This window comes from Solibacillus kalamii (genome assembly GCF_002174535.1).
Taxonomy (GTDB): domain Bacteria; phylum Bacillota; class Bacilli; order Bacillales_A; family Planococcaceae; genus Solibacillus; species Solibacillus silvestris.
The window spans coordinates 1-25,012 of sequence record NZ_NHNT01000002.1; the positions used below are offsets into that span (position 1 = coordinate 1).

Sequence of the window (25,012 nt, forward strand, 5' to 3'; positions counted from 1 at the left end):
ATTAAGTGATCTAGCAATTGAAGTAATGCCTTCATCACCTTTTTCAACACGAAAAATCGTATCCAATTTTTGTTCAAAAGTAATCCTTGTCATATAAAAAGCACCTCCAAATGATAGATTTGTGTCTAACATTTGGGGTGCAGTTCATAGCTTTAGAGGCGCTCTTTTTATATGTGTTCAGCTAAATTTATCGAAAAAACGGAAATCTAGTTATATATTCGCAAATTTTATTATATATAAAATATAAGTTTTACATTTTCTCTTTACAATGAGAAAAACATTTTGTATTCTTACTTTAGTAACTGGTCTGACCACTTTTGTTAATAATAATGGAATGCGTAGGACACGGTGAGGTGAAAAATTTGGAAGATAAGCCCGCAAAAAAGATGTTTATTCAAATTGTTAAGCAATTACACGATTTAATTGAAGAACAAAATATTCAGGAAGGGCAAAAGCTTCCTTCAGAAAGAATGTTAAGCGAGCAGCTACAAGTGGGAAGGTCTTCGGTTCGGGAAGCATTACGCAGTCTGGAGTTACTTGGCTTGATCGAAACAAGGCATGGCGGTGGTACATATTTGTCAAGTATGCAACACCATCAGTTTGTTGAAATTGTCAGCTCTTTTATATTACAGGACGAAAAATCGATCGCGGATGTGCATGCAACAAGACAAATGCACGAAAAAGAAGCGATCCGAATTATTTGCCAGTCTGACAATTTAAGGGCACTGCCGATTTGGGAGAGCTTTTTTGTAAAGGTAGAACTTGGGCAGGAGTTAAAACGAGAAGACATACTTCGTGAGTGTATGATCGTTTCAGGGAACCGCCTCGCATTAAAAATTTGGCTCCAGCTTCTTTCGTTCAGCAATAATCTATCGGCAAATGAAATTACAGAAGAAGAGAAAATGGAATTAAAAATACTGCTTGCTTCATTGCAAATGGGATATATACAAGAAGCAATTGATTCATATGAAAAATGGATGATCATTATTAAAGAATGATTACGTCAATATAAAGGGGGATTACGATGGCAATTCGTGATTTATTTACAATTAGTCGTAAAAAAAATACTGATAATATTACTAGAAAAGAAGATGAAAAATCCTTTCCGGAAGGCATCGTGACAAAATGTCCAAAATGTAAAACGATTCATGTCACAAAAGAACTCGAAAAAAACTTAAAAGTATGCGCGAAATGTCAGCATCATTTTACTTTGACAGCCAATGAAAGAATCGCCTGTTTTTTAGATGAAGGTTCGTTTGTATCAATGGACGATCATCTTCAAACAACAAATCCGTTAAACTTCCCTGCATATGTGGAAAAAGTGGAAGCGGATATTAAGAAAACAGGGTTAAACGAAGCTGTATTAACAGGTGTAGGTGCATTAAAAGGGATGCAGGTTGTTGTAGCGGTAATGGATTCGCATTTCCGTATGGGGTCTATGGGATCAGTTGTTGGTGAAAAAATTACACGCGCTGTAGAAAAGGCGACAGAGTTGAAAGTGCCGTTTATTATCTATACGGCAAGTGGCGGTGCACGTATGCAAGAAGGAGTATTATCATTAATGCAAATGGCAAAAACGAGTGTGGCTCTAAAACGCCATAGCGAGGAAGGCCTACTATATATTTCAATTTTGACGCATCCGACTACAGGTGGTGTATCAGCAAGTTTTGCATCGATCGGTGATTATAATATTGCAGAGCCTCAAAGTCTGATTGGGTTTGCGGGGCGTCGTGTAATAGAACAAACGGTACGTGAAAAGTTACCGGATGATTTCCAGACAGCAGAATTTTTATTAGATCATGGACAGCTTGATGCAATTTTTAACCGAACAGAAATGCGCGACAAAATTGCAACAATTGTTAAGTTGCATGTACAAGGAGGCGTATCGCATGTCTAAATTAATGGCATTTGAAGAACCGGTTGTAAAACTTCGTGAAAAAATTGTAGAGTTAAAAACAATTGCCACGGAAGCAGATGTCGATATGACAGGGGAAATTGAAAAGTTGGAAACACGCTTGGAGGAACTTGAAAAAAGCGTATATGCCAATATGGAACCTTGGCATCGTGTGCAAGTAGCCCGTCATGCTGATCGTCCGACGACACTGGAATATATTGAACGGATTTTTGAAGATTTTATCGAAGTGCATGGGGATCGTACATTTAAAGATGATGCAGCAATTGTTGGCGGGATTGCATCGTTCAATGGCCAGCCAATTACGATTATTGGACACCAGCGCGGAAAAACGACAAAGGAAAATATTCGCCGGAATTTTGGTATGCCTCATCCGGAAGGCTACCGCAAGGCGTTGCGTTTAATGAAACAGGCAGAAAAATTCAAACGCCCAATTATTTGCTTCATAGATACGAAAGGTGCATATCCGGGCAAAGCAGCCGAGGAACGTGGCCAAAGTGAAGCGATTGCGCGAAATTTGTTTGAAATGGCCGGTATTCGGGTACCGATCATTAGTATTGTAATTGGTGAAGGTGGAAGTGGCGGTGCACTTGCACTTGGAGTGGCAAATAAAATTTTGATGCTTGAGAATTCAACGTATTCCGTAATTTCTCCAGAAGGAGCTGCATCAATTTTATGGAAAGATGCAAGCTATGCGAAAGAGGCTGCCGAAGCGATGAAAATAACTGCACTTGATTTAAAGGAGCTTAAAGTAATTGATGGAATTATTCCGGAAGTTGCCGGCGGTGCCCATAAGGATGTTGAGCAGCAGGCAATCTTTATGAAAGAATATCTTACAAACATTCTTAATGACCTAAATAAAGAGAGTGCAGATCAATTAGTTGAAAATCGTTATATGAAATTTAAAAATATTGGACAATATATAGAACAATAAGGTTGTTTTATAACAGTATTGTACTACGAAGAATGCGTGTGAGCGCATTCTTCATTTTTTTCAAAAGCATTTCAATTTGTTTTCTAGAATAGTTACATATGAGCGTGTTTTCTGTTAATGTGGATAGTAACAGCGTAATAGGAGGAAAAGGTCGTATGAAGAAGATTGCGGTTTTAACGAGTGGTGGAGACGCACCTGGAATGAATGCTGTTATTCGTGCAGTCGTTCGTAAAGCGCGTTTTCATAATGTTGATGTTGTCGGTGTATATCATGGTTATGAAGGACTCTATAATGGGAACTTTGAACTTTTAGATATTGGTTCTGTTGGCGATATTATTCAACGAGGCGGAACGAAACTGTATTCAGCACGTTTCCCTGAATTTAAGCAGGATGATATACAATATAGAGCAATCGAACGCATGAAAGAAGAGGGAATCGAAGGTTTAGTCGTCATTGGCGGAGATGGTACTTATCGTGGAGCAATGCAATTAACAGATAAAGGATTCCCGTGTGTGGGTATTCCCGGTACAATCGACAATGATGTACCCGGTACAGAATATACGATTGGCTTTGATACAGCACTGAATACAGTCGTTGAATCGATCGATAAAATCCGAGATACGGCAACAAGTCATGAAAATACGTTTGTTATTGAAGTAATGGGCCGCGACGCAGGAGATATTGCTCTTTGGGCAGGTTTGGCAGCTGGTGCAGAATCGATTTTAATACCGGAAGAAGCGTATGATCTGGATGATATTGTTACACGTCTTGAGCGTGGAGTAGCTCGTGGAAAGCGCCACAGTATTATTATTGTAGCTGAAGGTGTAATGAATGGTCATAAACTGGCGAACCTTTTAGAAGAACGTACAGGGATTAAAATTCGGACATCGGTATTAGGTCATATACAACGAGGAGGGTCTCCATCGGCTCGTGACCGCGTTTTAGCAGGGAGATTTGGTGCAAGAGCGGTAGAGCTATTGTTGGAAAACAAAGGTGGTAGAGCAGTTGGCGTGAAAAATCACGCTATAATCGATTATGATTTAAGAAAAGCATTTGAAACTAAGCACCAGGCAGATTTAAGTTTGTATACATTATCAAAAGAGCTTTCAATTTAAAGTGCATAAAAACGGAGATGACAAAACTATGAGAAAAACTAAAATTGTTTGTACTATTGGACCAGCTAGTGAAACACCAGAAATGTTAGAAAAGTTAATTGATGCAGGGATGAATGTTGCCCGTTTAAACTTCTCACACGGAAATCATGAAGAACATGCGAATCGAATTGCTGCAATTCGTGATGCAGCAGAACGCATGAAAAAACCGGTTGGAATTTTATTGGACACAAAAGGACCTGAAATCAGAACACACTCAATGGAAAACGGTGAGTTGCATTTAGTAACAGGACAAGTAATCGATATTTCGATGACAGAAGTTTTAGGAAATGAATCACGTTTCTCCATCACATACGATCAGCTGATTGAAGACGTAGATCAAAACGATATAATTTTATTGGATGACGGCTTAATCGAATTGCGTGTACTTGCGAAAGATAGCGAGCAAGGTTTAATTCATACAATTGTTGAAAACGCCGGTATTTTAAAAAATAAAAAAGGTGTGAATGTACCGGGTGTTTCTGTGAAATTACCGGGTATTACTGACAAAGATGCAGCGGATATTTTATTCGGTATTGAGCAAGGGATCGATTTCATCGCGGCTTCATTTGTTCGTACTGCAAAGGATGTACTCGAAATTCGAGAGCTGCTGGAACAAAATAACGGCAGCCACATTCAAATTATCCCTAAAATCGAAAACCAAGAAGGCGTTGACAACATTGATGAAATCATTGAAGTTTCAGACGGTTTAATGGTGGCACGTGGTGACTTAGGTGTAGAGATTCCTGCAGAAGAAGTACCATTAGTACAAAAATCATTAATCCGAAAATGTAACCAAGTCGGCAAGCCTGTTATTACAGCTACACAAATGCTTGACTCCATGCAGCGCAATCCACGTCCAACTCGTGCAGAAGCATCAGACGTTGCAAACGCGATTATGGATGGCACAGATGCAATCATGCTTTCAGGAGAAACAGCAGCAGGTCTTTATCCGGTAGAGTCTGTAGCTACAATGAACAAAATTGCGATTCGTACGGAAAACGCATTGGATTACCGAGCAATTGTATCAAAACGAAGCCGTGAAAAAGAAGCAAATATGACGGAAGCTATTTCACAGGCGGTTGCCTATACTTCAATTAACCTTGGTGTTAAAGCAGTATTAGCTCCAACCGAAAGCGGAAATACTGCAAGAATGATTGCAAAATATCGACCAGGTGTATCAATTATCGCAGTTACAAGTCAGCCTAATGTTGCACAGAAATTGACATTAGTATGGGGCGTTAAGCCAATTTTAACGCAGCGTGTTAATACAACGGATGAGATTTTAGAGTTATCAGTTGATGAAGCGCTAAAACATGAATTTGTCAGCCATGGTGATGTAGTTGTTATTACTGCAGGTCTTCCAGTTGGCGAAGCAGGTACAACGAACTTAATGAAAGTACATGTAATTGGTGACTTATTGGCACGTGGACAAGGTATTGGTAAACTGTCAGTTGTTGGTAATGCAATTATCGCTAACAATGCAGCAGAAGCGTTGGCTTACGACACAGAAGGAGCAATTATTGTAACAGTAGGCTCTGACCGTGAAATGATGCCGGCAATCGAAAAATGCGCAGGTATTATTACGGAAGAAGGCGGGCTAACATCCCACGCAGCTGTAGTCGGCTTAAGCTTAGGTATTCCTGTTATTGTCGGTGTAAAAGAAGCAACTACTTTAATTCAGCACGGACAGGAAATTACAATGGATGCTGAAACTGGTGTTATTTATAAAGGACATGCCAGCGTTCTTTAAGGTTAATAAGTGGAAAATTTAATTTAGTACAGCAAAACCACCATTTTTATTAAAAAAATGGTGGTTTGTTTTTTGCTATAACGCTTATTGAAACTTTTTCTTCGCTGTTTCGTATAAAATAGAAGAAGAGGAGGTTCATAAATGAAAAAGATATTATTTGGAATACTCGCACTAGTATTTGCTGAAATTGCGGTATTTATCGTAATTGGAAACGCAATCGGTGTTTTCTATACATTGTTATTAATTATTTTTACATCCATAGCAGGACTGCTAATTGCCAAAAAACGTGGGACAAAATCTATACAGGATATTCAAAAGAGTATGCAGCAAGGTCAGCCTCCTGCAGTACCGGTCATTGAAACATTTATGATTTTTGTTGGCGGCGTACTTTTGGCGGTACCTGGCTTTATTACGGATATTCTCGGAATATTATTTGTTTCAGGAATTACGCGAAATCTGTTTAAACCGGTCATCTTCTACTATTTACGTAAAAAGATGAAAAGAGGGCAAGTCGTTATTTTGCAAAAATAGCATGTTGTTTTACCTTAATGGCAATCATCAATAAGATCGGACTAAGGATGATTCCGTAAAAACCAAATAGTAAAACTGAGGCAGCGCTGATTAGAAATGTGTGGATCATACGTAAATGCAACGTATGTGACCAGAGCATGGATTCAGTTAGCTGCCTTATCATTTGTACCATAAAATACAGAACTAATATGGCAATGCCTATCATCGGTTCGTCTACAATAAAATAGTAAATAGAAACTGGAATAAGGAAAATGCCAATTCCTAAAAAAGGCAGACAATCTGCAAAGGCAATTAAAAAAGCTTTAATTACAAATGCTTCAAACTTTAAAAAATAAAATCCAATACATAGCAGGATAAACGTCAGTGTAAACAATTGCATTTCCACAACGATAAAGCGGCCGATAAGCTCCATACCTTTTTGGAAGTAGCGTGCCCATGTAGTGCGATAAGCTTTCGGTATGTAAGCAAAAAACCATAATCGGTTTTTATAGCTCTCCATCAATGCGAAGTAGAATGTGACAATGAAAATAAAAAACTCAAATATAGATTGAAAACTATTTTTTATAAAATTGATTGTGTAAAACAGCAAGTCCCTTATAAAACTTTGGAGCTTCTCAACAATGAACGGAAGAAGCGGATGTTTCATATAGGTGCTATCCAAAGATAAGAGTGTTGACTGCAGCTGAGGAAGAATGGTGATAAAGCTGTGAATAATCAGCATGATCACAGAGACGACAACCGAGAATAAAAATACCGAAAGTATAATGACAACGAGAAAGAATGGTAGTTTAAATTGCTGTTTGAAAAAGAGGAAGACTGGAAACAGTAAGTAAGCGAAAAATAGACCGAAAATAATAGGAGGAATGAAATAAAAAAGGACAAAATAAAGTAGAAGAACGATAATGTTCCTACTTTTTACTAGCCATTGGTTTGTTTTATTTGTATAATCCATTTATCTCACTCCTAATTAATACCTTTAATAACTCATTACAAATTATAAATTCTCTTTTTTGCGTGAATTCTATCACATATGTGATTTTTTCCTAAAATCCTACTAATACATTCACAAAGCCGTCAAAATTGATTATAATGAAATTTGTAAGCGATTTACTTATAGGTTCAATTGAGCAGAACGATATGAGTGTGCGACTTTTTTAATAGAGTAAAAAGAAAGCACTTACAAAATTAATTTACTAAGTGAAGGAGCGATTTTTTATGTCAGCAACAAAAGGTTTAGAAGGTATCGTAGCAGCAGAATCGAAAATTTCTTCAATTATCGATGATACACTTACATATGTAGGGTATGGCATCGACGACCTAACTAACAATGCGACTTTTGAAGAAGTAGTATTCTTGTTATGGAACACGCGTTTACCAAACGCTGAAGAATTAGCTAACTTAAAAGAAGAATTAGCTAAAAATATGGAAATTCCAGCGGCAATCACAGATTTATTCAAATCTATGCCTTTAAACACAGTGCACCCAATGGCAGCACTACGTACAGCGGTATCAATGTTAGGTGCATTTGACGAAGAAGCAGATGTTATGGAAGCTGAAGCAAACTACCGTAAAGCGATCCGTTTACAAGCAAAAATTGGTACAGTAGTAACTACTTTTGCACGTGTACGTCAAGGTAAAGAACCAGTTGCTCCAAAACCAGAATTAGGTTATGCAGCAAACTTCTTATATATGCTGAAAGGTGAAGAACCAGCAGCAATCGAAATTGAAGCATTCGATAAAGCGTTAATCTTACACGCTGACCATGAATTAAACGCTTCTACATTTACTGCACGTGTATGTGTTGCGACATTATCAGATGTATACTCTGGTGTAACTTCTGCAATCGGCGCATTAAAAGGCCCATTACACGGTGGTGCTAACGAGCAAGTTATGAAAATGTTAACTGAAATCGGATCAATTGATAAAGTTGAATCTTGGGTTCAGAACAAATTAGATAATAAAGAAAAAATCATGGGCTTCGGTCACCGCGTATACCGCAAAGGCGACCCACGTGCACCTCACTTACGTGTAATGTCTGAAAAGCTTACTAAATTAACAGGCAAACCAGAATTATACGATATGTCAGTGAAAATCCATGACATGATTGTTGAGCAAAAGAAATTACCTGCAAACGTAGACTTCTTCTCAGCATCAGTATATGATTCTTTAGGTATCGAGCATGACTTATTCACACCAATCTTCGCAGTATCTCGTACTTCAGGTTGGGTAGCGCACATTTTAGAACAGTATGCAAACAACCGTCTAATCCGTCCACGTGCGGAGTATGTTGGTCCAGATATGCAAAAATACGTTCCAATTAACGAGCGCTAATTAAAAAAGTATGTTAAAATATCTGGGACTGTGATTTGACACAGTCCTAGATTTATGATTATTAGGAGGCAAATTTCCAATGACTAACAAAATCGTAGTAGAGAATGGTAAATTAAACGTTCCAAACAATCCTGTTATTCCTTTCATCGAGGGTGACGGTATCGGTCCAGATATCTGGGCTGCAGCATCTCGCGTAATTGACGCAGCTGTAGAAAAAGCTTATAACGGTGAAAAGAAAATCGAATGGTTAGAAGTATTAGCAGGTGAAAAAGCATTCAACAAAACTGGTGAATGGTTACCAGCTGAAACTTTAGAAAAAATCAACGAATACTTAATCGCTATTAAAGGTCCTTTAACAACTCCAATCGGCGGCGGTATCCGCTCTCTAAACGTAGCATTACGTCAAGAGTTGGATTTATATGTTTGCTTACGTCCAGTACGTCACTTTGACGGTGTTCCTTCACCAGTTAAACGTCCAGAAGATGTTGACATGGTAATCTTCCGTGAAAACACTGAAGATATCTATGCTGGTATCGAGTACAAAGCTGGTTCTGACGAGCAAAAGAAATTATTAAACTTCTTACAAAACGAATTAGGCGTTAACAAAATTCGCTTCCCAGAAACTTCTGGCTTAGGTATTAAACCAGTATCTAAAGAAGGTACTGAACGTTTAGTACGCTCTGCAATCGAGTACGCTATTTCACACAACCGTCCATCAGTAACTTTAGTACACAAAGGTAACATCATGAAATTCACTGAAGGTGGATTCAAACAATGGGGTTACGATGTGGCTGAAGCTGAATTCGGCGACAAAGTATTCACTTGGAACCAATACGATGCAATCAAAGCTGAGCAAGGCGAAGCTGCTGCAAACGAAGCACAATCTAAAGCTGTTGCAGAAGGCAAAATCATCGTAAAAGATTCTATTGCTGATATTTTCTTACAACAAATCTTAACTCGTCCTAACGAGTTCGACGTAGTAGCAACTATGAACTTAAACGGTGACTACATCTCTGACGCATTAGCTGCTCAAGTTGGTGGTATCGGTATCGCTCCAGGTGCTAACATTAACTACTTAACTGGTCACGCTATTTTCGAAGCTACTCACGGTACTGCACCTAAGTATGCTGGTCAAGATAAAGTAAACCCATCTTCAGTATTATTATCAGGCGTATTAATGCTTGAGCACTTAGGATGGCAAGAAGCTGCGGACTTAATTACAAATTCAGTAGAGAAAACAATCTCTTCTAAATATGTAACTTATGACTTCGCACGTTTAATGGACGGCGCTACAGAAGTTAAATGTTCTGAATTCGCTACAAAATTAATCGAAAACTTCTAATCAAAAGTTTTAAACATTTGCCTATATATGTGAAATTATGAACAAATTGTTTAGTAATGAATAATATAGTTATATAATTTTACATAATTGGAAATAGTTTACTTTGAGATTTGAAATAATTAATAGTAAAAAAGGGAGAAAGCATTATGTTTTCTCTCTTTTTTTTATATAATTTTCATGACACAAATCTATTTACGATGAAGGAGTGGTTCTTGGTGACATTAAAACGTAAAAAAATATCAGTTATTGGTAGTGGTTTTACAGGGGCAACCGCAGCATTTTTGGCAGCGCAAAAAGAACTAGGTGATGTTGTAATTATTGATCTTCCATCAGCAGAAAATCCTACGAAGGGAAAAGCATTGGATATGTGGGAAGCATCCCCTGTACAAGGGTTTGATTCTTTTGTAAAAGGCTCTTCCGATTATGAGGATACCGCAAACTCAGATGTCGTTTTAATAACTGCGGGTATTGCCCGGAAGCCAGGAATGAGTCGAGATGATTTAGTACAGATTAATCAAGGTGTCATGAAAGCCGTTGCATCAGAAATTGCCCGTACTTCACCTGATGCAACGATTATTGTTCTTACAAATCCAGTTGATGCGATGACCTATACAGTATTTAAAGAATCTGGTTTCCCGAAACATCGGGTAATTGGACAATCGGGTGTGTTGGATACTGCCCGTTTCCGTGCATTTATTGCCGAGGAACTGAATGTATCGGTAAAAGATATATCTGCACTTGTATTAGGAGGTCACGGTGATACGATGGTGCCTTTAATACGGTATGCTTCGGTAGGAGGCGTTCCTTTACAAAGCTTAATACCTGCACAACGTTTAGAAGAAATTGTACAGCGAACACGTGTAGGTGGTGGTGAAATCGTGAATTTATTAGGGAATGGCTCGGCTTATTATGCACCGGCTGCGGCAATGGTGGAAATGGCAGAGGCAATTATAAAGGACCAAAAACGAGTCTTACCGGCAATTGCCTATTTAGAAGGTGAGTACGGATATGAGGGGATTTATTTAGGTGTTCCGACATTATTAGGTGCTGGCGGTATCGAGAGAATATTCGAACTTGAGCTTACAGCAGATGAAAAAACAGCGTTAGATCAATCCGCAGATGCTGTAAAAGATGTAATGAAAGCACTGAAATAACTAAAAAAGGGTATCGGTTATTACCGAGGCCCTTTTTGTTTTTTCATTTATTGATACACGGGATTCCATTTTAATAATTTCTTCTCTAATAGTTTTGCAATGGAATCTGCAATTTTTCCTAAAATCGCATATAAAATAATAGCCAACACAACAATATCAAGTTGCATATACTCACGGGCATTCATCGACATATAGCCGATTCCCGAACTTGCTGCTACTGTTTCTGCAACAATTAAAGTAAGCCACATAATTCCTAATGAGTAGCGAATACCGACCAAAATCGATGGCATTGCACCTAAAATAATTACTTTAAAAAACAGTTTGTATTTCGAAAGATTATAAATTTTACCCATTTCGATTAACCGTGGATCAACATTGCGGATACCATGGTATGTATTGACATAAATCGGGAAAAATACGCTGATTGCAACTAAGAAAATCTTTCCTTCTTCACCCACACCAAACCAAATAATAACTAAAGGGATGAGCGCCAAATTCGGAATGTTTCGCAGCATTTGAATAGTTGTATCTAAATAACGCTGTGCAAAAGGAACAATTCCGTTTAAAATACCGATGACAAAAGCGATACTGCCGCCGATCAGGAACCCTATTAAAGCACGCGTCGTACTAATTTGAAGATGATCAAACAGAACACCGGAAACGGCTTGTTCATAGCCTGCTTTTACTACATCGGAAGGGGCAGGCAAAACTGTGTTGGCCAGAATACCTGTTTTATTCGATACTTCCCATATGATAATAATTAAAATAGGGATGATCCATGGCTCAATCAAATGAATCCATTTTTTCTTCTTCATTTTACTCACCTCTTATGGTTTCCAAATATGGTTTTCGAGATTTTCTACAAGATTACTTGTTAAGCCAATGTCATATAAATCTTCATTTAATCTTTGTAAGTCTGCCTGAGCGGCTTCATCCAAATAACTAGCTACAGATGAACGGCGGGCTAAGCTTGTTACCCATATATCTGCGGCAATACCTGTATTCTCTTCAAGAATTTCTGCTGCCTCGCTTGAATCAGTATCAATGGCTTCACCAACTTTAGATAGTTCTTCCACATAGGCAACGACCGCATCCTTATTTGATTCGATGAATTTATCAGATGAATAGTAGAAGCTGCGGTGTTCAACAATGCCTTCTGCTGTAGTTAGGATTTGATTGCCTTTACTTTCGGAAACCGTCATATACGGATCCCAGATTACCCATGCATCCACATCGCCGTTCTCAAAAGCAATATTTGCATCTGCCGGGCTTAAAATAACCGATTCTACATCGTCCAGAGTCAAGTTAACTGTTGCTAGAGCATTTACTAATAAATACTCTGAGATTGAAGCTTTATTGTACGCAATCTTTTTTCCTTTCAATTGTTCGATAGACTGGATAGATCCATCATTTTTTACTAAAATACCTTCCATTTGAGGAGACGATTCTTCACCTGCAATGTATTTGAAATTCATTCCTTTTGATAGTGCCATCATTGATGGTGCATCACTAGCATTGGCAAAATCGATAGCCCCGGAGTTTAATGCTTCAAGAATCGAACTTCCTGTATTGAATTCAGACCATTCCACTGAATAACCTAATTCCTTTAATCGTGATTCCAATTCGCCATTCGATTTTAATAGCAATGTTGTCCCGTTTTTTTGATAGCCAATGCGTACTTTTTTATTTTCTGCATTCGATGATGAGCACCCGATTAAAATAACCGATAAAGTTAAGAGAAAAAAGATGGATAATAGTTTTTTCATTTGTAATACCTCCTTAAATAATTGCCTGTAATTCTTTTTGTTTATTTAATGTTTCCGTTTTTGTTTGTTGTCCTAATAAATGCTGAAGCAGAATTTCCTCAAGCTCCGCAAATTGTGGATTTGACCGCGTTCTTGGTCGAGGGAGTTTTACCGGCAAATCTAAAGCGACGTTTCCGTCTTCAATTAAAATAATCCGATCTGCCAATGTAATGGCTTCTGCCACATCATGTGTCACGAGTAACGATGTATATTTCTGTTTTAACCACAGCTGTTCAATTAGATTTTGCATTTCAAGTCGAGTCAGTGCATCTAATGCACCAAGCGGTTCATCCAACAACAAAAGTCTTGGCTGTGCACTAAGCGCACGAGCTAATGCAACCCGTTGTTTTTGGCCACCTGACAGTACATGTGGCCACTCTTTTGCGCGGTCTTTTAATCCCACATGTTCAAGTGATTTTAATGCAAGTGGTTGCCAATCCTTTTTCAATTCTGTGCCTACCCCTACATTTTCTAATACAGACAGCCATGGGAGTAAACGATCTTCCTGAAACATGACGCGAACGCCTGAGAAGTCTTCCTGTTGAATACCGTCTTTTAAAGATTCTCCTGCCGTTTTTTGTTCTAAATTTGCAATGATCCGGAGAAGCGTACTTTTCCCGCATCCGCTTTTGCCGACGATGGCAACAAATTGTCCAGCGGGGATTGTTAAATTAATATCCTTTAATACTTGTTTTTCACCGAAACTTTTTGTTAAATTTACTAACTCAATATTGATTCCATTTGTCATGGAAGCACCTACTTTCCGTTAAAATACTTAACATATTGAATTACTAGGAATTATTAATAAAAAAATTTACACAGGTTATTTACATAGTGCGTATGAACAATTTTTCTAAATGTTACCATAATAATAAATATTCAGTCAATAGTAAAAAATATTTTACCTATCGAAATAATATGGATTAGATTTCTTCGAATAAGAAAGAGCATATAGATAGCTGAACAGAGGAATAATTGTACTTTTCAAAAAAAGTTGTTACTATGAAGGTAGTGCTTTAATCAGTACATATTTAAAGAAATAGTTGATAGCCAACCACTGGAAGATTGATTTTGAGATGGGGGTTTCAAATCGATTTTGGAGGAACTTATAATGGTTAAAACGGTTTTAGTAGTAGAAGATGAAATGCCAATTGCAACACTATTAAAATATAACTTGGAACAAGCAGGTTTTGACGTTCTATTGGCGCATGATGGTCAGGCAGGTCTTGATACAGCAGTAGAACAATCACCGGATCTGATTTTATTGGATTTAATGCTGCCAAAACTTGATGGGGTCGAAGTTTGTAAAGAATTACGACGATTGCGAATCAATATACCGATAATTATGTTGACTGCGAGAGACGATGAATTTGATAAAGTATTAGGTCTAGAGCTTGGGGCTGATGATTACATGACAAAGCCGTTCAGCCCGCGTGAAGTAATTGCACGAGTGAAGGCTGTGTTGCGACGTTTCTCGGGACCAGTTGTGGAAGAAACAGTCGAATCGAGTGAAGTAGTCTACACATTCGGTAATTTAAAAGTTTTCCCGGAGCGATTTGAAGCATTTATCGATGATGAGTCTTTGGAATTCACGCCAAAAGAATTTGAATTGCTTGTTTACTTGCTTGAAAATAAAAACCGTGTTTTAACACGCGATCAGCTGCTTAGTGCCGTATGGAACTACGATTTTGCCGGGGATACTCGAATTGTAGACGTACATATTAGCCATCTGCGGGATAAAATTGAAGAAAATAGTCGTAAACCACTGTATATTAAAACAATCCGTGGTTTAGGTTATAAATTTGAGGAGCCAAAAAAATAATGAACGCAATGAAAAATCGTTTATTTTATTCGTTTATTTTAGTAATTGGATCAAGTTTAGCTGTTCTAGGACTGTTCATAGGGCAGCTTTTTCCATTTTTCGCAGATGAATTTGTTCATGAAGTGACAAAGGATTCTGAGCAGCAATTGGAGCAAGTGATCGAGCAGGAGCAAATAGAACTTACTGGGACACAGAAAGAAGCCATTTTAGGCACTTATGCAATAGATAGACAGGCAGAAGGATTACAAAGTACAAAGCAAAAAATATATTTAATCATTGCCGCATTATTATTAGGCGGTCTCATTGTAATGAGTTTTATGGCATATCGGGTTGTGAGCAATTTTATAACACCGATCATTAATATTACAAAAACCGCGAGAGAGCTATCAAAAGGAAATTACCGTGCGCGCGCTTTTGCGAATGGTCCGACTACGATTGTTGAGTTGAGAAATTCCATTAATATTCTGGCGCGCAATTTGCAGGATATTACGAAAACAAGAGCTATTGAAGAAGAGCGATTAAAAACATTAATTGAAAATATGGGCAGTGCCTTAATGATGATTGACCGGGAAGGCAATATTTCGATTGTTAATAAGAAATTCCAAACATTATTTGAGCTGCCTAAAGAGAAGCTCATTGGCAATAATTTTATGATGCTCGGGCTGCCAAAAGAGCTTGAAAAGTTTATTGATCATGTATTTTTAACGGAATTACCATATCGTCAGCAGCTTGAAATGGAAATCGCAAATGAAGTGTATTATGAGCAAGTTTACGGGGCTCCGGTTGTTGGAGAACATGGACGCTGGCTCGGTGTCGTAATTGTAATGCATGATGTGAGTGAACTTGTACGATTGGAGCAGATTCGTAAAGATTTCGTCGCAAACGTATCGCACGAGCTACGTACACCGATTACATCGATTAAAGGATTTTCTGAGACGCTTCTTGACGGAGCGTTTAATGATGAGCAGATGCTGCTTTCCTTTTTAACGATTATTCATGATGAAAGCAATCGGATTCAGGTGCTCGTCAATGATTTGCTCGAGCTATCCAAAATTGAGCGACATGGCTTTACACTCGATGTAGTGCCGACAAAGCTGCAGGATATTTTAGTTCGGGTTGTTGATTTGACAAGCGCGCAATTAGAAAATAAAAACATGCAGTTTGATGTTGAAATAGAGCAGGATGCTGTTATTTTAGGTGATGTAAATCGGCTAATGCAAATATTTACGAATTTGATTAACAATGCGATCGCCTATTCTAAAGAAGAAACAACGGTTACACTGCGTATTAGTGCCAATGACCAATACGGGATATTTGAAGTGAAAGACGAAGGTATCGGTATTGAAAAAGCAGAGATTTCACGTATTTTCGAGCGCTTTTACAGGGTAGATCGGGCACGAAGCCGAAATTCTGGAGGTACAGGCCTTGGTTTGTCCATTGTAAAGCATTTGATTGAAGCACATAACGGGAAAATTATAGTACAAAGTGAAGTTGGTAAAGGTACGAGTATTAAAGTGTACCTACCATTGAAAGATTGAAGCTTAACAGTATATTTACAAAATATTTAAATAACCTTTATATTGCGGTGTTATAGTTCTTTATAGAAACCCCCGTTTCTAAAAGAAGGTAACGCAAAACATGGAATTGAATATAATAATGAAGAAACTGCGCAGAAAATTGGAAGCTTTCTGTGTAGTTTTTTTATGTCTAAATTTCTGACCCCTCAATTTGAAAAAATATGAAACTTTTACAAATGGTTACCCGTAGAATAAGAGGAAATTGAAAAGTAAGGAGGCTTTATATGATGAGTGTAAAAAGAACATTAATGTGGGTAGCGCTTATTCTCATGGCTGTCGTAGGTATTATTGTTGTGACGACATCCTGGTATACAGTAGATGAATCGGAACAGGCAGTAGTGATTACATTTGGTCAAGCGGATGAAACAATACAAGATTCAGGACTTCATTTTAAATTACCGTGGCCAATACAGTCTGTAGAAATTTTATCAAAAGAAACGTACAGTTTACAATTCGGCTATAAGCAAAACCCGGACGGTACGGTTGAAGCATTCGATAAAGAAACAAAAATGATTACAGGTGATGAAAATATTGTTTTAACAGATCTTGTTGTTCAATGGCGTATTGTTGAGCCAAAAAAATATTTATTTAGTTCACAGGAGCCGCGAGCGATTTTACATAATGCGACATCCAGTGCGATTCGTTCCATCATAGGCAGCTCAACAATCGATGAGGCATTAACGGATGGTAAAGCGGATATTGAAGCAGAGACACGCGAATTGCTTGTATCGTTAATCGAAAAATACGATATCGGTATTGGGGTTTTAGGAGTAAAGCTGCAAGATGTAGAGGTGCCGAATGCAGAAGTTCGTGCAGCTTTCACAGATGTTACCGATGCACGAGAGACAAAAAATACAAAGATTAACGAAGCGGAAAAATACGAAAACCAGCGCGTAAGTGAAGCGGTTGGTGAAGCAGCTGCAATTCTTTCGAAGGCAGAAGGGGAAAAGGCTTCACGTATCGAGCAAGCTACAGGTGAAGTTGCTTTATTTAACCAGCTTTATGATGAATACCGCCTGAATAAAGATATTACACGTGAACGATTAGTGCTCGAAACATTGGAGGCAGTTTTACCGAATGCCCAGATTTATATTATGAATGATGACGGCAGCGGTACGATGAAGTACTTGCCGATCCAGCCAATGCAAACGACACCTCCTTCTACAGAAGAGAAAAAAGAAGGGAGCAAAAGTGAATGAGTAACAACAAAAATAACTTTGACGGCGATTTAGATGAGTTTGTGAAAAAACTGTTCGGCAACAAAAAAGGGTCGAAAGAAGTGAAGGAAGTACCGAAAGCAAACGACGCTGAACAACAAGTAAATAGCAGTAATACAAATGCAAAAAAAGCGCCAACACCATTAAAGAAAGATAAGAAGCCGATAAATGTAAAACAATGGGTTTCTTCTGCTATTGTATTAACGGTTGTGTTTGCAGCATTAATTGTCGTATTTGCGAATCTGTATATTGTTAAAGAAAATGAATATAAAGTAGTTCGTCAGTTCGGGGAAGTAGTCAAGTATGAAAGTGAACCGGGACTTCATATGAAAATCCCGTTCATTCAAAGTGTGACAACTTTACCAAGCAATTTAATGACACATGATATGACAGAAGAAGAGATCAGTACAAAGGATAAAAAGCGAATTATTATTGATAATTATACTGTTTGGCGTGTAACGGATCCAAAAGCGTTAATTTCAAATGCCGGACAGTTGCTCAATGCGGAAAATCGTATGGAGGAGTTCATTTATTCGGCACTTCGTACTGAATTCGGTCAAACGGAATACGGCGATATTATTAATGAAAAGGATTCGAAACGCGGGAACATTAATGACCGTGTTACTCAACGCGTCAATGAATTAATCGATTCGGCCAACTTTGGTATTGAAGTAATTGATGTACGTATTCGCCGTACAGATTTACCTGAGGAAAACGAACAGTCTGTTTATACAAGAATGGTTTCTGAACGTCAATCGATTGCGCAAAAGTATCTGTCAGAAGGGGATGCGGAAAAGCGCAGTAAAGAGGCGAAAACAGACCAGGAAGTTCAAGTGACTCTTGCGAAAGCAAACAAAGAAGCATCTGTCATCCGTGCAGAAGGTGAAGCGCAGGCCGCACAGATTTATAATGCTGCCTACTCGAAAGACCCGGAATTCTACAGTTTATTCAGAACGTTAGAATCATATAAGAAAACAATCGGCAATGAGACGATGATTATCATCCCGTCAGACTCGCCGTATGCAAAACTGTTATCCGGACAAATAGATTAAATAATGGAAAAGCCAATTAGAATCAGCCATTCTAATTGGCTTTTCTTTGCATGGGAAAAAACTTCATTAAATTTTCAAATTATATTATTGGAAACTATTATTTTACTGTTATACTATAGTATAGTTAGTTCATATAGGGGGAGTGGCGAAGTTTGAGTAAAGTAATACAGAATAGTTTAATTGCTTTTATTATGGCAACATCTGTAACGGCGCTTTTTTATCAGTCTAATATTAATTTCGTGAAGGTGGAAATTTTCCATATACCAGTTTTATTTATTGTTATTTTACTATTAAGTTTATTTATTGCAGAAGATGTACGGGATTCATTCAAGAAAGTACTATGGTTTGAAAAACGTGAAGATAAGCGCCCAATTTGGCAAGTTGGTATTGGTATGATTTTTTATTTCACGCAAATTGGATTTGTAGAAGTATTTGCGCGCGGGTTAATGCCATATGATTTAGGCGGCATGCCGATGTATGTCATCATTCCATTTTTAAATGCCTTTTTATTAACGGTTATTTTTGAAGAAGTATTTTATGAAGAAAAACGCGAAGTAGTGAAGAACTTTAGATTTAAAAAGTTAAAATAAAGATTACAGGCTCCTAGCAATAGGGGCCTTTTTGTTTCCTTAAAAAATCTGACGAACACCACATTAAATATTGGCAATTCATGTGAACAATCGCTAAAGTAGAAAGAGAACATATAATCGTACCGAATGTCATTTGCGAATGTTAAATCATCTGCTAAATGAAGTTGGTGCCTCCGGCGGATGTCAAAGAATCGGTTTATGGTTCCTGGAGAGCATTGCATCGTCCCATAATGGCTGACTGACCCACATCCTGTGTGCCTAACCCGAATCTGGACGCAATTACGCCAAGGCAAAATTGATATATTATTGGAGGAACTTGCATGACAAAACAAAAATTGCTTTTACTAGATGGAAACTCATTGGCTTATCGTGCCTTTTTTGCATTGCCGCTGCTGACAAATGACAGCGGGATTCATACAAATGCGACTTACGGATTTACAACGATGCTGCAAAAAATTATCGGTGAGGAAAATCCGACACAAATGCTTGTTGCGTTTGATGCCGGGAAAACGACTTTTCGTCATGAATCATTCGGTGAATATAAAGGGGGCCGTCAAAAAACTCCGCCAGAGCTTTCCGAACAATTCCCATATATTCGAAAACTGATTGATGCATACAACATTAAACGCTATGAACTGGAAATGTACGAAGCGGATGACATTATCGGAACGTTAGCAAAACAGGCTGCTGGACAAGGGATCGAAGTAATCGTTGTTTCAGGAGATAAAGATTTAACGCAGCTCGCAACAGAGGATGTCACAGTATATATTACCCGTAAAGGGATTACCGATATCGAAAAATATACACCTGCACATATTGAAGAAAAGTATGGACTGACACCGGAGCAAATTATCGATATGAAAGGGCTTATGGGAGATCAATCCGATAATATTCCGGGAGTTCCAGGCGTTGGTGAAAAAACAGCGATTAAATTATTGAAAGAACACGGTACGATTGAAAAGTTATATGAAGCGATGGATTCATTGAAAGCTTCGAAAATGAAAGAAAAGCTGGTAGACAATGAAGAAATGGCTCACTTATCAAAAAAGCTTGCGACAATTCATACAGATGCACCACTAACAATTTCACTTGATGATTTAGCATATGCAGGTCCGGATGAGGAAGCGCTTCTTAATGTATGGCAAGAGCTTGGCTTTAAATCTTTAATCGAAAAAAGTGATTTTGAAGCAGTAGAAACGGAACAAGCTGAATTAGTATTTGAAAATGTACAGGCTATTACAGGCGACATGTTAAAAGAAACGATGGCAATCCACCTCGAGTTGGAAAACGAACATTACCATAGCTGTAATGCCCTCGGTTTAGCCTTGTCAGACGGAGAACGTACGGTTTATACAGCGATTGATAATGTAGTTGATAATGCGGACTTAAAAGCATGGCTGCAAGATGAAACTAAGAAAAAGTATATTGTGGACAGTAAAGCAACACAAGCAATGCTCCATCGTTTAGGGATTGAGCTTAAAGGCGTGGAGTTCGATTTATTATTAGCTTCGTACATTTTAAAGCCGTCGATATCAGGTGATGATGTGGCAACACTTGCAAAGGAATTCGGTTACCAGGATGTCCAATCCAATGAAGCAATCTACGGAAAAGGGGCTAAGTGGTTTGTTCCAGGTGCGGATCATGTAGCTGAACATGTTAGCCGAAAAGCAGTAGCAGTTTGGAATCTGCAGCCTTTATTAGAGCAAAAGCTGAAGGAAAATGAACAGTTTGAATTATACAAAGAGCTGGAGCTGCCGCTTGCACATATTTTAGGGAAAATGGAGAGCGAAGGGATAACTGTCAACATTGATACATTACGTCAAATGGGCGATGATTTGAAGGCAAAGCTTGAAGTAATGGAAGCGACAATTTATGAGCTGGCAGGCGAGAAATTCAATATTAATTCACCGAAACAGCTTGGTGTTATCTTATTTGATAAATTAGGCTTACCTGTCATTAAAAAGACAAAGACAGGATATTCAACAGCAGCCGATGTACTGGAGAAGTTACAGTCCGAGCATGACATTGTGAAGCATATTCTTGAGTACCGAACGCTTGCGAAACTGCAGTCAACATATATTGAAGGTTTAATAAAAGAAGTGCATAAAGAAGATTTAAAAGTGCATACCCGATTCCAGCAGGCTTTAACTTCAACTGGGCGTTTAAGCTCAACGAACCCGAATTTACAAAATATCCCGATTCGTTTAGAAGAAGGACGCAAAATTCGAAAAGCATTTGTTCCGTCGAAAAAGGATTGGATTTTGTTTGCGGCGGACTATTCACAGATTGAGCTGCGCGTATTGGCTCATATGTGCGGGGATGATGCGCTTGTAGAGGCATTCCAGCAAGGGATGGACATCCATACGCGTACGGCGATGGATGTGTTTAATCTTGAAAATCCGGACGAAGTGACAAGTTTAATGCGTCGCACGGCTAAAGCTGTTAACTTTGGTATTGTATACGGGATTAGTGATTACGGCTTATCGCAAAGCCTTGATATTACCCGTAAAGAAGCGGCAATTTTTATCGAAAACTATTTGCAAAGCTTCCCGGGTGTAAAAAATTATATGGATACAAGTATTGAAGAGGCAAAGAAAGCAGGGTTCGTTACAACGATTTTAAATCGCCGCCGCTACTTGCCGGACATTACAAGCTCGAACTTCAATTTAAGAAGTTTTGCAGAGCGTACTGCGATGAATACACCAATTCAAGGGAGTGCAGCGGATATTATTAAAAAAGCAATGATTGATATGAACGCACGCCTTGAACATGAAGGATTACAGACGAAGTTATTATTACAAGTTCACGATGAGCTTATTTTTGAAGCACCAAAAGAAGAAATTGAAATTTTAGAACGTATCGTACCTGAAGTTATGGAAAATGCAATTAAGTTAAGTGTGCCTTTAAAGGTTGAGTTTTCATATGGTGCTACATGGTACGATGCGAAATAAGGAGTACCATTTATGCCGGAATTACCAGAAGTAGAAGGGGTCGTACGTGATTTACGGCCAATTGTAGAAGGAAAGACGATTGAATCTGTCTCTTTATCGGATGTCGTTTATACATCGCATGAAGCTGGAAAACAGGCGATTGTAAAAAACGCGAAGCCTTCTCAGTTTGAACTATTAGTACGCGATATGAAAATCGATAAATTGGAGCGCAGATCAAAATATATATTCTTTCATCTCAAGAAAGATGATGAACGTTTTATTTTAGTGAATCATTTAGGGATGAGTGGTGCATGGTTTGTTGTCACTGATGTGCTGGAGATAACGGAAGAAAAATTCCGCAAGCATATTCATGCAATATTCACATTGGCAAGCGGAGAATTACTTGTCTATGCAGATATCCGCCGTTTTGGTGAATTACGGTTTATTAAAGAAATTGCCGATCATCCACCATTGTTAAAAATGGCACCGGAGCCTTTTGATGAAATCGCCTGTGATTTTTTCATCATGCAAAGTGAAAAACCGAAATTCGCGAAAAAACCGATTAAAGAAGTCATCATGGATGGTCAGGTGATTTCTGGCTGCGGGAATATTTATGCAACCGAAGCATTGTTCAAAATGCTTATTCACCCTGGAAAAGCAACGAATGAGTTAAGCCGCGAGCAGAAGACGACACTCTTTCATGTAATTTGTGATGTGTTGCAGGAAAGCATAGATTCGGGTGGATCCACAATTTCAGACTATCGCAGTATTAATGGTGGTGCTGGGACGATGCAGCATCGATTGAAAATGTATGGAAAAAAGCAATGTGTTGTATGTGAAACAAATACAGAGTCGCTCGTAATTGCGGGCAGAACATCAACATATTGTCCGCAATGTCAAAAATAAAGGGGAATTGCTGTGATTATTGGTTTAACAGGCAGTATTGCCAGTGGAAAGAGTACAGTTGCTAAAATGATTGAGTCATACGGATTACCAATCGTTGATGCCGATTTAGTGGCGCGGCAAGTAGTCGAGCCTGGTACACCGACATTAAAAAAAATTGCGGAAGCATTTGGACAGGAAGTCATTGCACACGATGGTTCAATGGACCGTGCAAAAGTGGGAAGTATTATTTTTCATGATGAAGAAATGCGGAAAACTTTAAATAGCATCATACATCCGGCTATTCGTGAAGAAATGCTGCGTCAGCGTGATGAATTAATGTCTTATGGAGAAAAAAACATTTTCATGGATATTCCGCTGTTATTTGAAAGCAAGCTGGAACATTTCGTTGAAAAAATCATTGTTGTTTCTGTAAATAAAGAAGTTCAGCTGCAGCGCTTAATGGAACGAAACGGCTTTACGGAAGATGAAGCAAATGCCCGTATTGCCTCACAAATTCCGGTAAAAGAAAAAGAACAGCTAGCTGATGCTGTCATTCATAATAACGGTACGCTGGAAGATACAGCAATTCAGCTTCAAAATATTTTGTATGAATGGAATGTACTGAAGTAAAATATAACCTCAACTAATTTTATTAAAAATTGGGTTGAGGTTTTTATTTTGAGGGTATGTATTATCTGAAAATAACAAATTTAATTTAGTGGATTAAATATGTTCAACTTTTTTTAATATGTGTTATACTAATCAACGAATAAACAAAACGAATGAATCGTACTTTTAGGAGGATTTAAATAATATGACAGTTTCTATTGCAATTAATGGTTTTGGCCGCATTGGTCGTATGGTGTTCCGACAAGCAATGATGCGCGGTGACGTGAATATCGTAGCGGTGAATGCAAGCTATCCATCTGAAACGTTAGCACATTTAATTAAGTATGACACAAATCATGGTATGTTCCCGGGGACTGTTGAAGCAGTCGAAGGTGCCTTAATTGTAAACGGCAAACGTGTTGAATTAGTTAGTGAACGCGATCCATTAAAATTACCATGGGCTCAAATGGGTGTAGATATCGTAATCGAAGCTACTGGTAAATTCAATGAACGTGAAAAAGCAGCAAAACATATTGAAGCTGGCGCGAAAAAAGTTATTTTAACTGCTCCTGGTAAAAATGAAGATATTACCGTTGTTTTAGGTGTAAATGATGATAAATTGGATTTATCAAAGCATGATGTTATTTCAAATGCATCTTGTACGACAAACTGTTTAGCTCCTGTAGCAAAAGTATTAAACGATGAGTTCGGTATTGTAAACGGTCTAATGACGACAGTTCATGCTTATACAAACGATCAAAACAACATCGATAACCCTCACAAAGATTTACGTCGTGCGCGTAACTGCGGATCATCAATTATCCCAACTTCAACTGGTGCAGCAAAAGCATTGCGCCTTGTATTACCGGAATTGGATGGGAAAATTCATGGTATGGCCTTACGTGTACCAACACCAAACGTTTCTTTAGTTGATTTAGTTGTAGATGTAGAAAAAGACGTTACAGTAGAAGAAGTAAATGCAGCATTTAAGGCGGCAGCTGACGGCAAAATGAACGGTATTTTAAACTTCTCTATGGAGCCATTAGTATCTTCTGACTACAATACAACAACGTACTCATCTACTGTAGACGGTTTAACTACGATTGTATTGGGAGACCGTAAAGTAAAGGTTATCGCATGGTATGATAATGAGTGGGGTTACTCTGCACGCGTAGTAGACTTAACAAAGAAAATTGCAAATGAATTAGCAACAGTAAATGCATAATTTAATGCTTGTTAAAATGTGATAGATCACTTCAAAAAGGCGTAAATACGCCTGATGTAACAGAAAAACCTTTTGCGGAAAATCAAACCATTTTTGCAAAAGGCTTTTTCTATTGTGTGAAGCACCAATGCACTATATAATTGAATGACTTTCCATTGGAAAATTTCAACGCGCGTGAAGCACTATTTCAAG

At 38.2% G+C, this 25,012-nt stretch carries 22 protein-coding genes; 18 read left to right on the forward strand and 4 right to left on the reverse strand.

The window, feature by feature from the left end; translation table 11 throughout:
- Positions 1–362: 362 nt before the first annotated feature.
- From CBM15_RS03680 to CBM15_RS03705, 6 genes are all read left to right on the forward strand, one after another.
- Complete coding sequence (locus CBM15_RS03680; RefSeq protein ID WP_014823116.1) at positions 363–998, forward strand: FadR/GntR family transcriptional regulator; 636 nt, start codon at positions 363–365, stop codon at positions 996–998.
- Positions 999–1,024: 26 nt separating this feature from the next.
- Positions 1,025–1,897, forward strand: a complete 873-nt coding sequence (gene accD, locus CBM15_RS03685; protein ID WP_014823117.1) for an acetyl-CoA carboxylase, carboxyltransferase subunit beta — start codon at positions 1,025–1,027, stop codon at positions 1,895–1,897.
- Positions 1,890–2,846 carry an acetyl-CoA carboxylase carboxyl transferase subunit alpha gene (gene accA, locus CBM15_RS03690; protein ID WP_008407766.1) on the forward strand — a complete coding sequence of 319 codons (957 nt, stop codon included), beginning with the start codon at positions 1,890–1,892 and terminating at the stop codon, positions 2,844–2,846. Before accD ends, accA begins: the two co-directional genes overlap by 8 nt.
- Positions 2,847–3,001: 155 nt before the next feature.
- A complete protein-coding gene (gene pfkA, locus CBM15_RS03695; RefSeq protein ID WP_014823118.1) occupies positions 3,002–3,961 on the forward strand; it encodes a 6-phosphofructokinase in 960 nt (319 codons plus the stop codon).
- A gap of 28 nt (positions 3,962–3,989) precedes the next feature.
- Complete coding sequence (gene pyk, locus CBM15_RS03700) at positions 3,990–5,750, forward strand: pyruvate kinase (RefSeq protein WP_087615783.1); 1,761 nt, start codon at positions 3,990–3,992, stop codon at positions 5,748–5,750.
- Positions 5,751–5,891: 141 nt separating this feature from the next.
- Positions 5,892–6,281: an FxsA family protein gene (locus CBM15_RS03705; protein WP_087615784.1), complete on the forward strand. Its 390-nt coding sequence runs from the start codon at positions 5,892–5,894 to the stop codon at positions 6,279–6,281.
- On the opposite strand, the gene CBM15_RS03710 is transcribed toward CBM15_RS03705, so the two are convergent.
- On the reverse strand, positions 6,265–7,233 hold the full coding sequence (locus CBM15_RS03710; protein WP_065215512.1) for an AI-2E family transporter: 969 nt from the start codon (positions 7,231–7,233) through the stop codon (positions 6,265–6,267). The genes CBM15_RS03705 and CBM15_RS03710 overlap by 17 nt on opposite strands.
- Positions 7,234–7,496: 263 nt before the next feature.
- Between CBM15_RS03710 and citZ the strand changes: the two genes are divergently transcribed.
- The 3 genes from citZ to mdh all read left to right on the forward strand — a co-directional run bounded on the left by citZ (position 7,497) and on the right by mdh (position 11,108).
- On the forward strand, positions 7,497–8,612 hold the full coding sequence (gene citZ / locus CBM15_RS03715) for a citrate synthase (RefSeq protein WP_008407756.1): 1,116 nt from the start codon (positions 7,497–7,499) through the stop codon (positions 8,610–8,612).
- A gap of 79 nt (positions 8,613–8,691) precedes the next feature.
- Positions 8,692–9,954, forward strand: a complete 1,263-nt coding sequence (icd, locus tag CBM15_RS03720) for an NADP-dependent isocitrate dehydrogenase (RefSeq protein WP_008407755.1) — start codon at positions 8,692–8,694, stop codon at positions 9,952–9,954.
- 215 nt (positions 9,955–10,169) lie between these two features.
- Entirely contained in the window at positions 10,170–11,108 is a 939-nt protein-coding gene (mdh, locus tag CBM15_RS03725) for a malate dehydrogenase (protein WP_087615785.1), read from the forward strand.
- Positions 11,109–11,155: 47 nt separating this feature from the next.
- On the opposite strand, the gene CBM15_RS03730 is transcribed toward mdh, so the two are convergent.
- From CBM15_RS03730 to CBM15_RS03740, 3 genes are read right to left on the reverse strand one after another with little or no spacing between them, the layout of a single operon-like run.
- Positions 11,156–11,923, reverse strand: coding sequence for an ABC transporter permease subunit (locus CBM15_RS03730; RefSeq protein ID WP_008407752.1), 768 nt, complete (start codon positions 11,921–11,923; stop codon positions 11,156–11,158).
- A 12-nt stretch (positions 11,924–11,935) separates the two neighbouring features.
- A complete protein-coding gene (locus tag CBM15_RS03735; RefSeq protein ID WP_087615786.1) occupies positions 11,936–12,874 on the reverse strand; it encodes a sulfonate ABC transporter substrate-binding protein in 939 nt (312 codons plus the stop codon).
- A 13-nt stretch (positions 12,875–12,887) separates the two neighbouring features.
- The gene (locus CBM15_RS03740) at positions 12,888–13,661 is read right to left on the reverse strand and encodes an ATP-binding cassette domain-containing protein (RefSeq protein ID WP_087615787.1); all 774 of its coding nucleotides are present in this window, start codon (positions 13,659–13,661) and stop codon (positions 12,888–12,890) included.
- Positions 13,662–14,024: 363 nt separating this feature from the next.
- Here CBM15_RS03740 and CBM15_RS03745 point away from each other — a divergent pair, with 363 nt between their 5' ends.
- The 9 genes from CBM15_RS03745 to CBM15_RS03785 all read left to right on the forward strand — a co-directional run bounded on the left by CBM15_RS03745 (position 14,025) and on the right by CBM15_RS03785 (position 24,820).
- Entirely contained in the window at positions 14,025–14,735 is a 711-nt protein-coding gene (locus CBM15_RS03745; RefSeq protein WP_008407749.1) for a response regulator transcription factor, read from the forward strand.
- Positions 14,735–16,273, forward strand: a complete 1,539-nt coding sequence (gene pnpS / locus CBM15_RS03750) for a two-component system histidine kinase PnpS (RefSeq protein ID WP_087615788.1) — start codon at positions 14,735–14,737, stop codon at positions 16,271–16,273. The genes CBM15_RS03745 and pnpS overlap by 1 nt, the downstream gene beginning before the upstream one ends.
- Positions 16,274–16,539: 266 nt before the next feature.
- A complete protein-coding gene (gene hflK / locus CBM15_RS03755; protein ID WP_173364536.1) occupies positions 16,540–17,511 on the forward strand; it encodes an FtsH protease activity modulator HflK in 972 nt (323 codons plus the stop codon).
- The gene (hflC, locus tag CBM15_RS03760; protein ID WP_008407746.1) at positions 17,508–18,581 is read left to right on the forward strand and encodes a protease modulator HflC; all 1,074 of its coding nucleotides are present in this window, start codon (positions 17,508–17,510) and stop codon (positions 18,579–18,581) included. Before hflK ends, hflC begins: the two co-directional genes overlap by 4 nt.
- 152 nt (positions 18,582–18,733) lie before the next feature.
- The gene (locus tag CBM15_RS03765) at positions 18,734–19,171 is read left to right on the forward strand and encodes a DNA polymerase I (RefSeq protein WP_087615789.1); all 438 of its coding nucleotides are present in this window, start codon (positions 18,734–18,736) and stop codon (positions 19,169–19,171) included.
- 320 nt (positions 19,172–19,491) lie between these two features.
- Positions 19,492–22,122 carry a DNA polymerase I gene (gene polA / locus CBM15_RS03770; RefSeq protein WP_087615790.1) on the forward strand — a complete coding sequence of 877 codons (2,631 nt, stop codon included), beginning with the start codon at positions 19,492–19,494 and terminating at the stop codon, positions 22,120–22,122.
- Between the two features lie 12 nt (positions 22,123–22,134).
- Positions 22,135–23,007: a bifunctional DNA-formamidopyrimidine glycosylase/DNA-(apurinic or apyrimidinic site) lyase gene (gene mutM / locus CBM15_RS03775; RefSeq protein WP_087615791.1), complete on the forward strand. Its 873-nt coding sequence runs from the start codon at positions 22,135–22,137 to the stop codon at positions 23,005–23,007.
- A 12-nt stretch (positions 23,008–23,019) separates the two neighbouring features.
- The gene (gene coaE / locus CBM15_RS03780) at positions 23,020–23,616 is read left to right on the forward strand and encodes a dephospho-CoA kinase (protein WP_087615792.1); all 597 of its coding nucleotides are present in this window, start codon (positions 23,020–23,022) and stop codon (positions 23,614–23,616) included.
- A 184-nt stretch (positions 23,617–23,800) separates the two neighbouring features.
- On the forward strand, positions 23,801–24,820 hold the full coding sequence (locus CBM15_RS03785) for a glyceraldehyde-3-phosphate dehydrogenase (protein ID WP_008407737.1): 1,020 nt from the start codon (positions 23,801–23,803) through the stop codon (positions 24,818–24,820).
- The last annotated feature ends 192 nt before the right edge of the window (positions 24,821–25,012 follow it).

Bases quoted from the DNA above. Each gene is read 5' to 3' on its own strand.
- CBM15_RS03735 (WP_087615786.1), bottom strand. From the start codon at position 12,874: ATGAAAAAACTATTATCCATCTTTTTTCTCTTAACTTTATCGGTTATT.
- CBM15_RS03740 (WP_087615787.1), bottom strand. From the start codon at position 13,661: ATGACAAATGGAATCAATATTGAGTTAGTAAATTTAACAAAAAGTTTC.
- pyk (WP_087615783.1), top strand. From the start codon at position 3,990: ATGAGAAAAACTAAAATTGTTTGTACTATTGGACCAGCTAGTGAAACA.
- CBM15_RS03745 (WP_008407749.1), top strand. From the start codon at position 14,025: ATGGTTAAAACGGTTTTAGTAGTAGAAGATGAAATGCCAATTGCAACA.
- CBM15_RS03785 (WP_008407737.1), top strand. From the start codon at position 23,801: ATGACAGTTTCTATTGCAATTAATGGTTTTGGCCGCATTGGTCGTATG.
- hflC (WP_008407746.1), top strand. From the start codon at position 17,508: ATGAGTAACAACAAAAATAACTTTGACGGCGATTTAGATGAGTTTGTG.
- citZ (WP_008407756.1), top strand. From the start codon at position 7,497: ATGTCAGCAACAAAAGGTTTAGAAGGTATCGTAGCAGCAGAATCGAAA.
- icd (WP_008407755.1), top strand. From the start codon at position 8,692: ATGACTAACAAAATCGTAGTAGAGAATGGTAAATTAAACGTTCCAAAC.
- hflK (WP_173364536.1), top strand. From the start codon at position 16,540: ATGAGTGTAAAAAGAACATTAATGTGGGTAGCGCTTATTCTCATGGCT.
- CBM15_RS03710 (WP_065215512.1), bottom strand. From the start codon at position 7,233: ATGGATTATACAAATAAAACAAACCAATGGCTAGTAAAAAGTAGGAAC.
- polA (WP_087615790.1), top strand. From the start codon at position 19,492: ATGACAAAACAAAAATTGCTTTTACTAGATGGAAACTCATTGGCTTAT.
- mutM (WP_087615791.1), top strand. From the start codon at position 22,135: ATGCCGGAATTACCAGAAGTAGAAGGGGTCGTACGTGATTTACGGCCA.
- CBM15_RS03730 (WP_008407752.1), bottom strand. From the start codon at position 11,923: ATGAAGAAGAAAAAATGGATTCATTTGATTGAGCCATGGATCATCCCT.
- pnpS (WP_087615788.1), top strand. From the start codon at position 14,735: ATGAACGCAATGAAAAATCGTTTATTTTATTCGTTTATTTTAGTAATT.
- CBM15_RS03705 (WP_087615784.1), top strand. From the start codon at position 5,892: ATGAAAAAGATATTATTTGGAATACTCGCACTAGTATTTGCTGAAATT.
- pfkA (WP_014823118.1), top strand. From the start codon at position 3,002: ATGAAGAAGATTGCGGTTTTAACGAGTGGTGGAGACGCACCTGGAATG.
- accD (WP_014823117.1), top strand. From the start codon at position 1,025: ATGGCAATTCGTGATTTATTTACAATTAGTCGTAAAAAAAATACTGAT.
- accA (WP_008407766.1), top strand. From the start codon at position 1,890: ATGTCTAAATTAATGGCATTTGAAGAACCGGTTGTAAAACTTCGTGAA.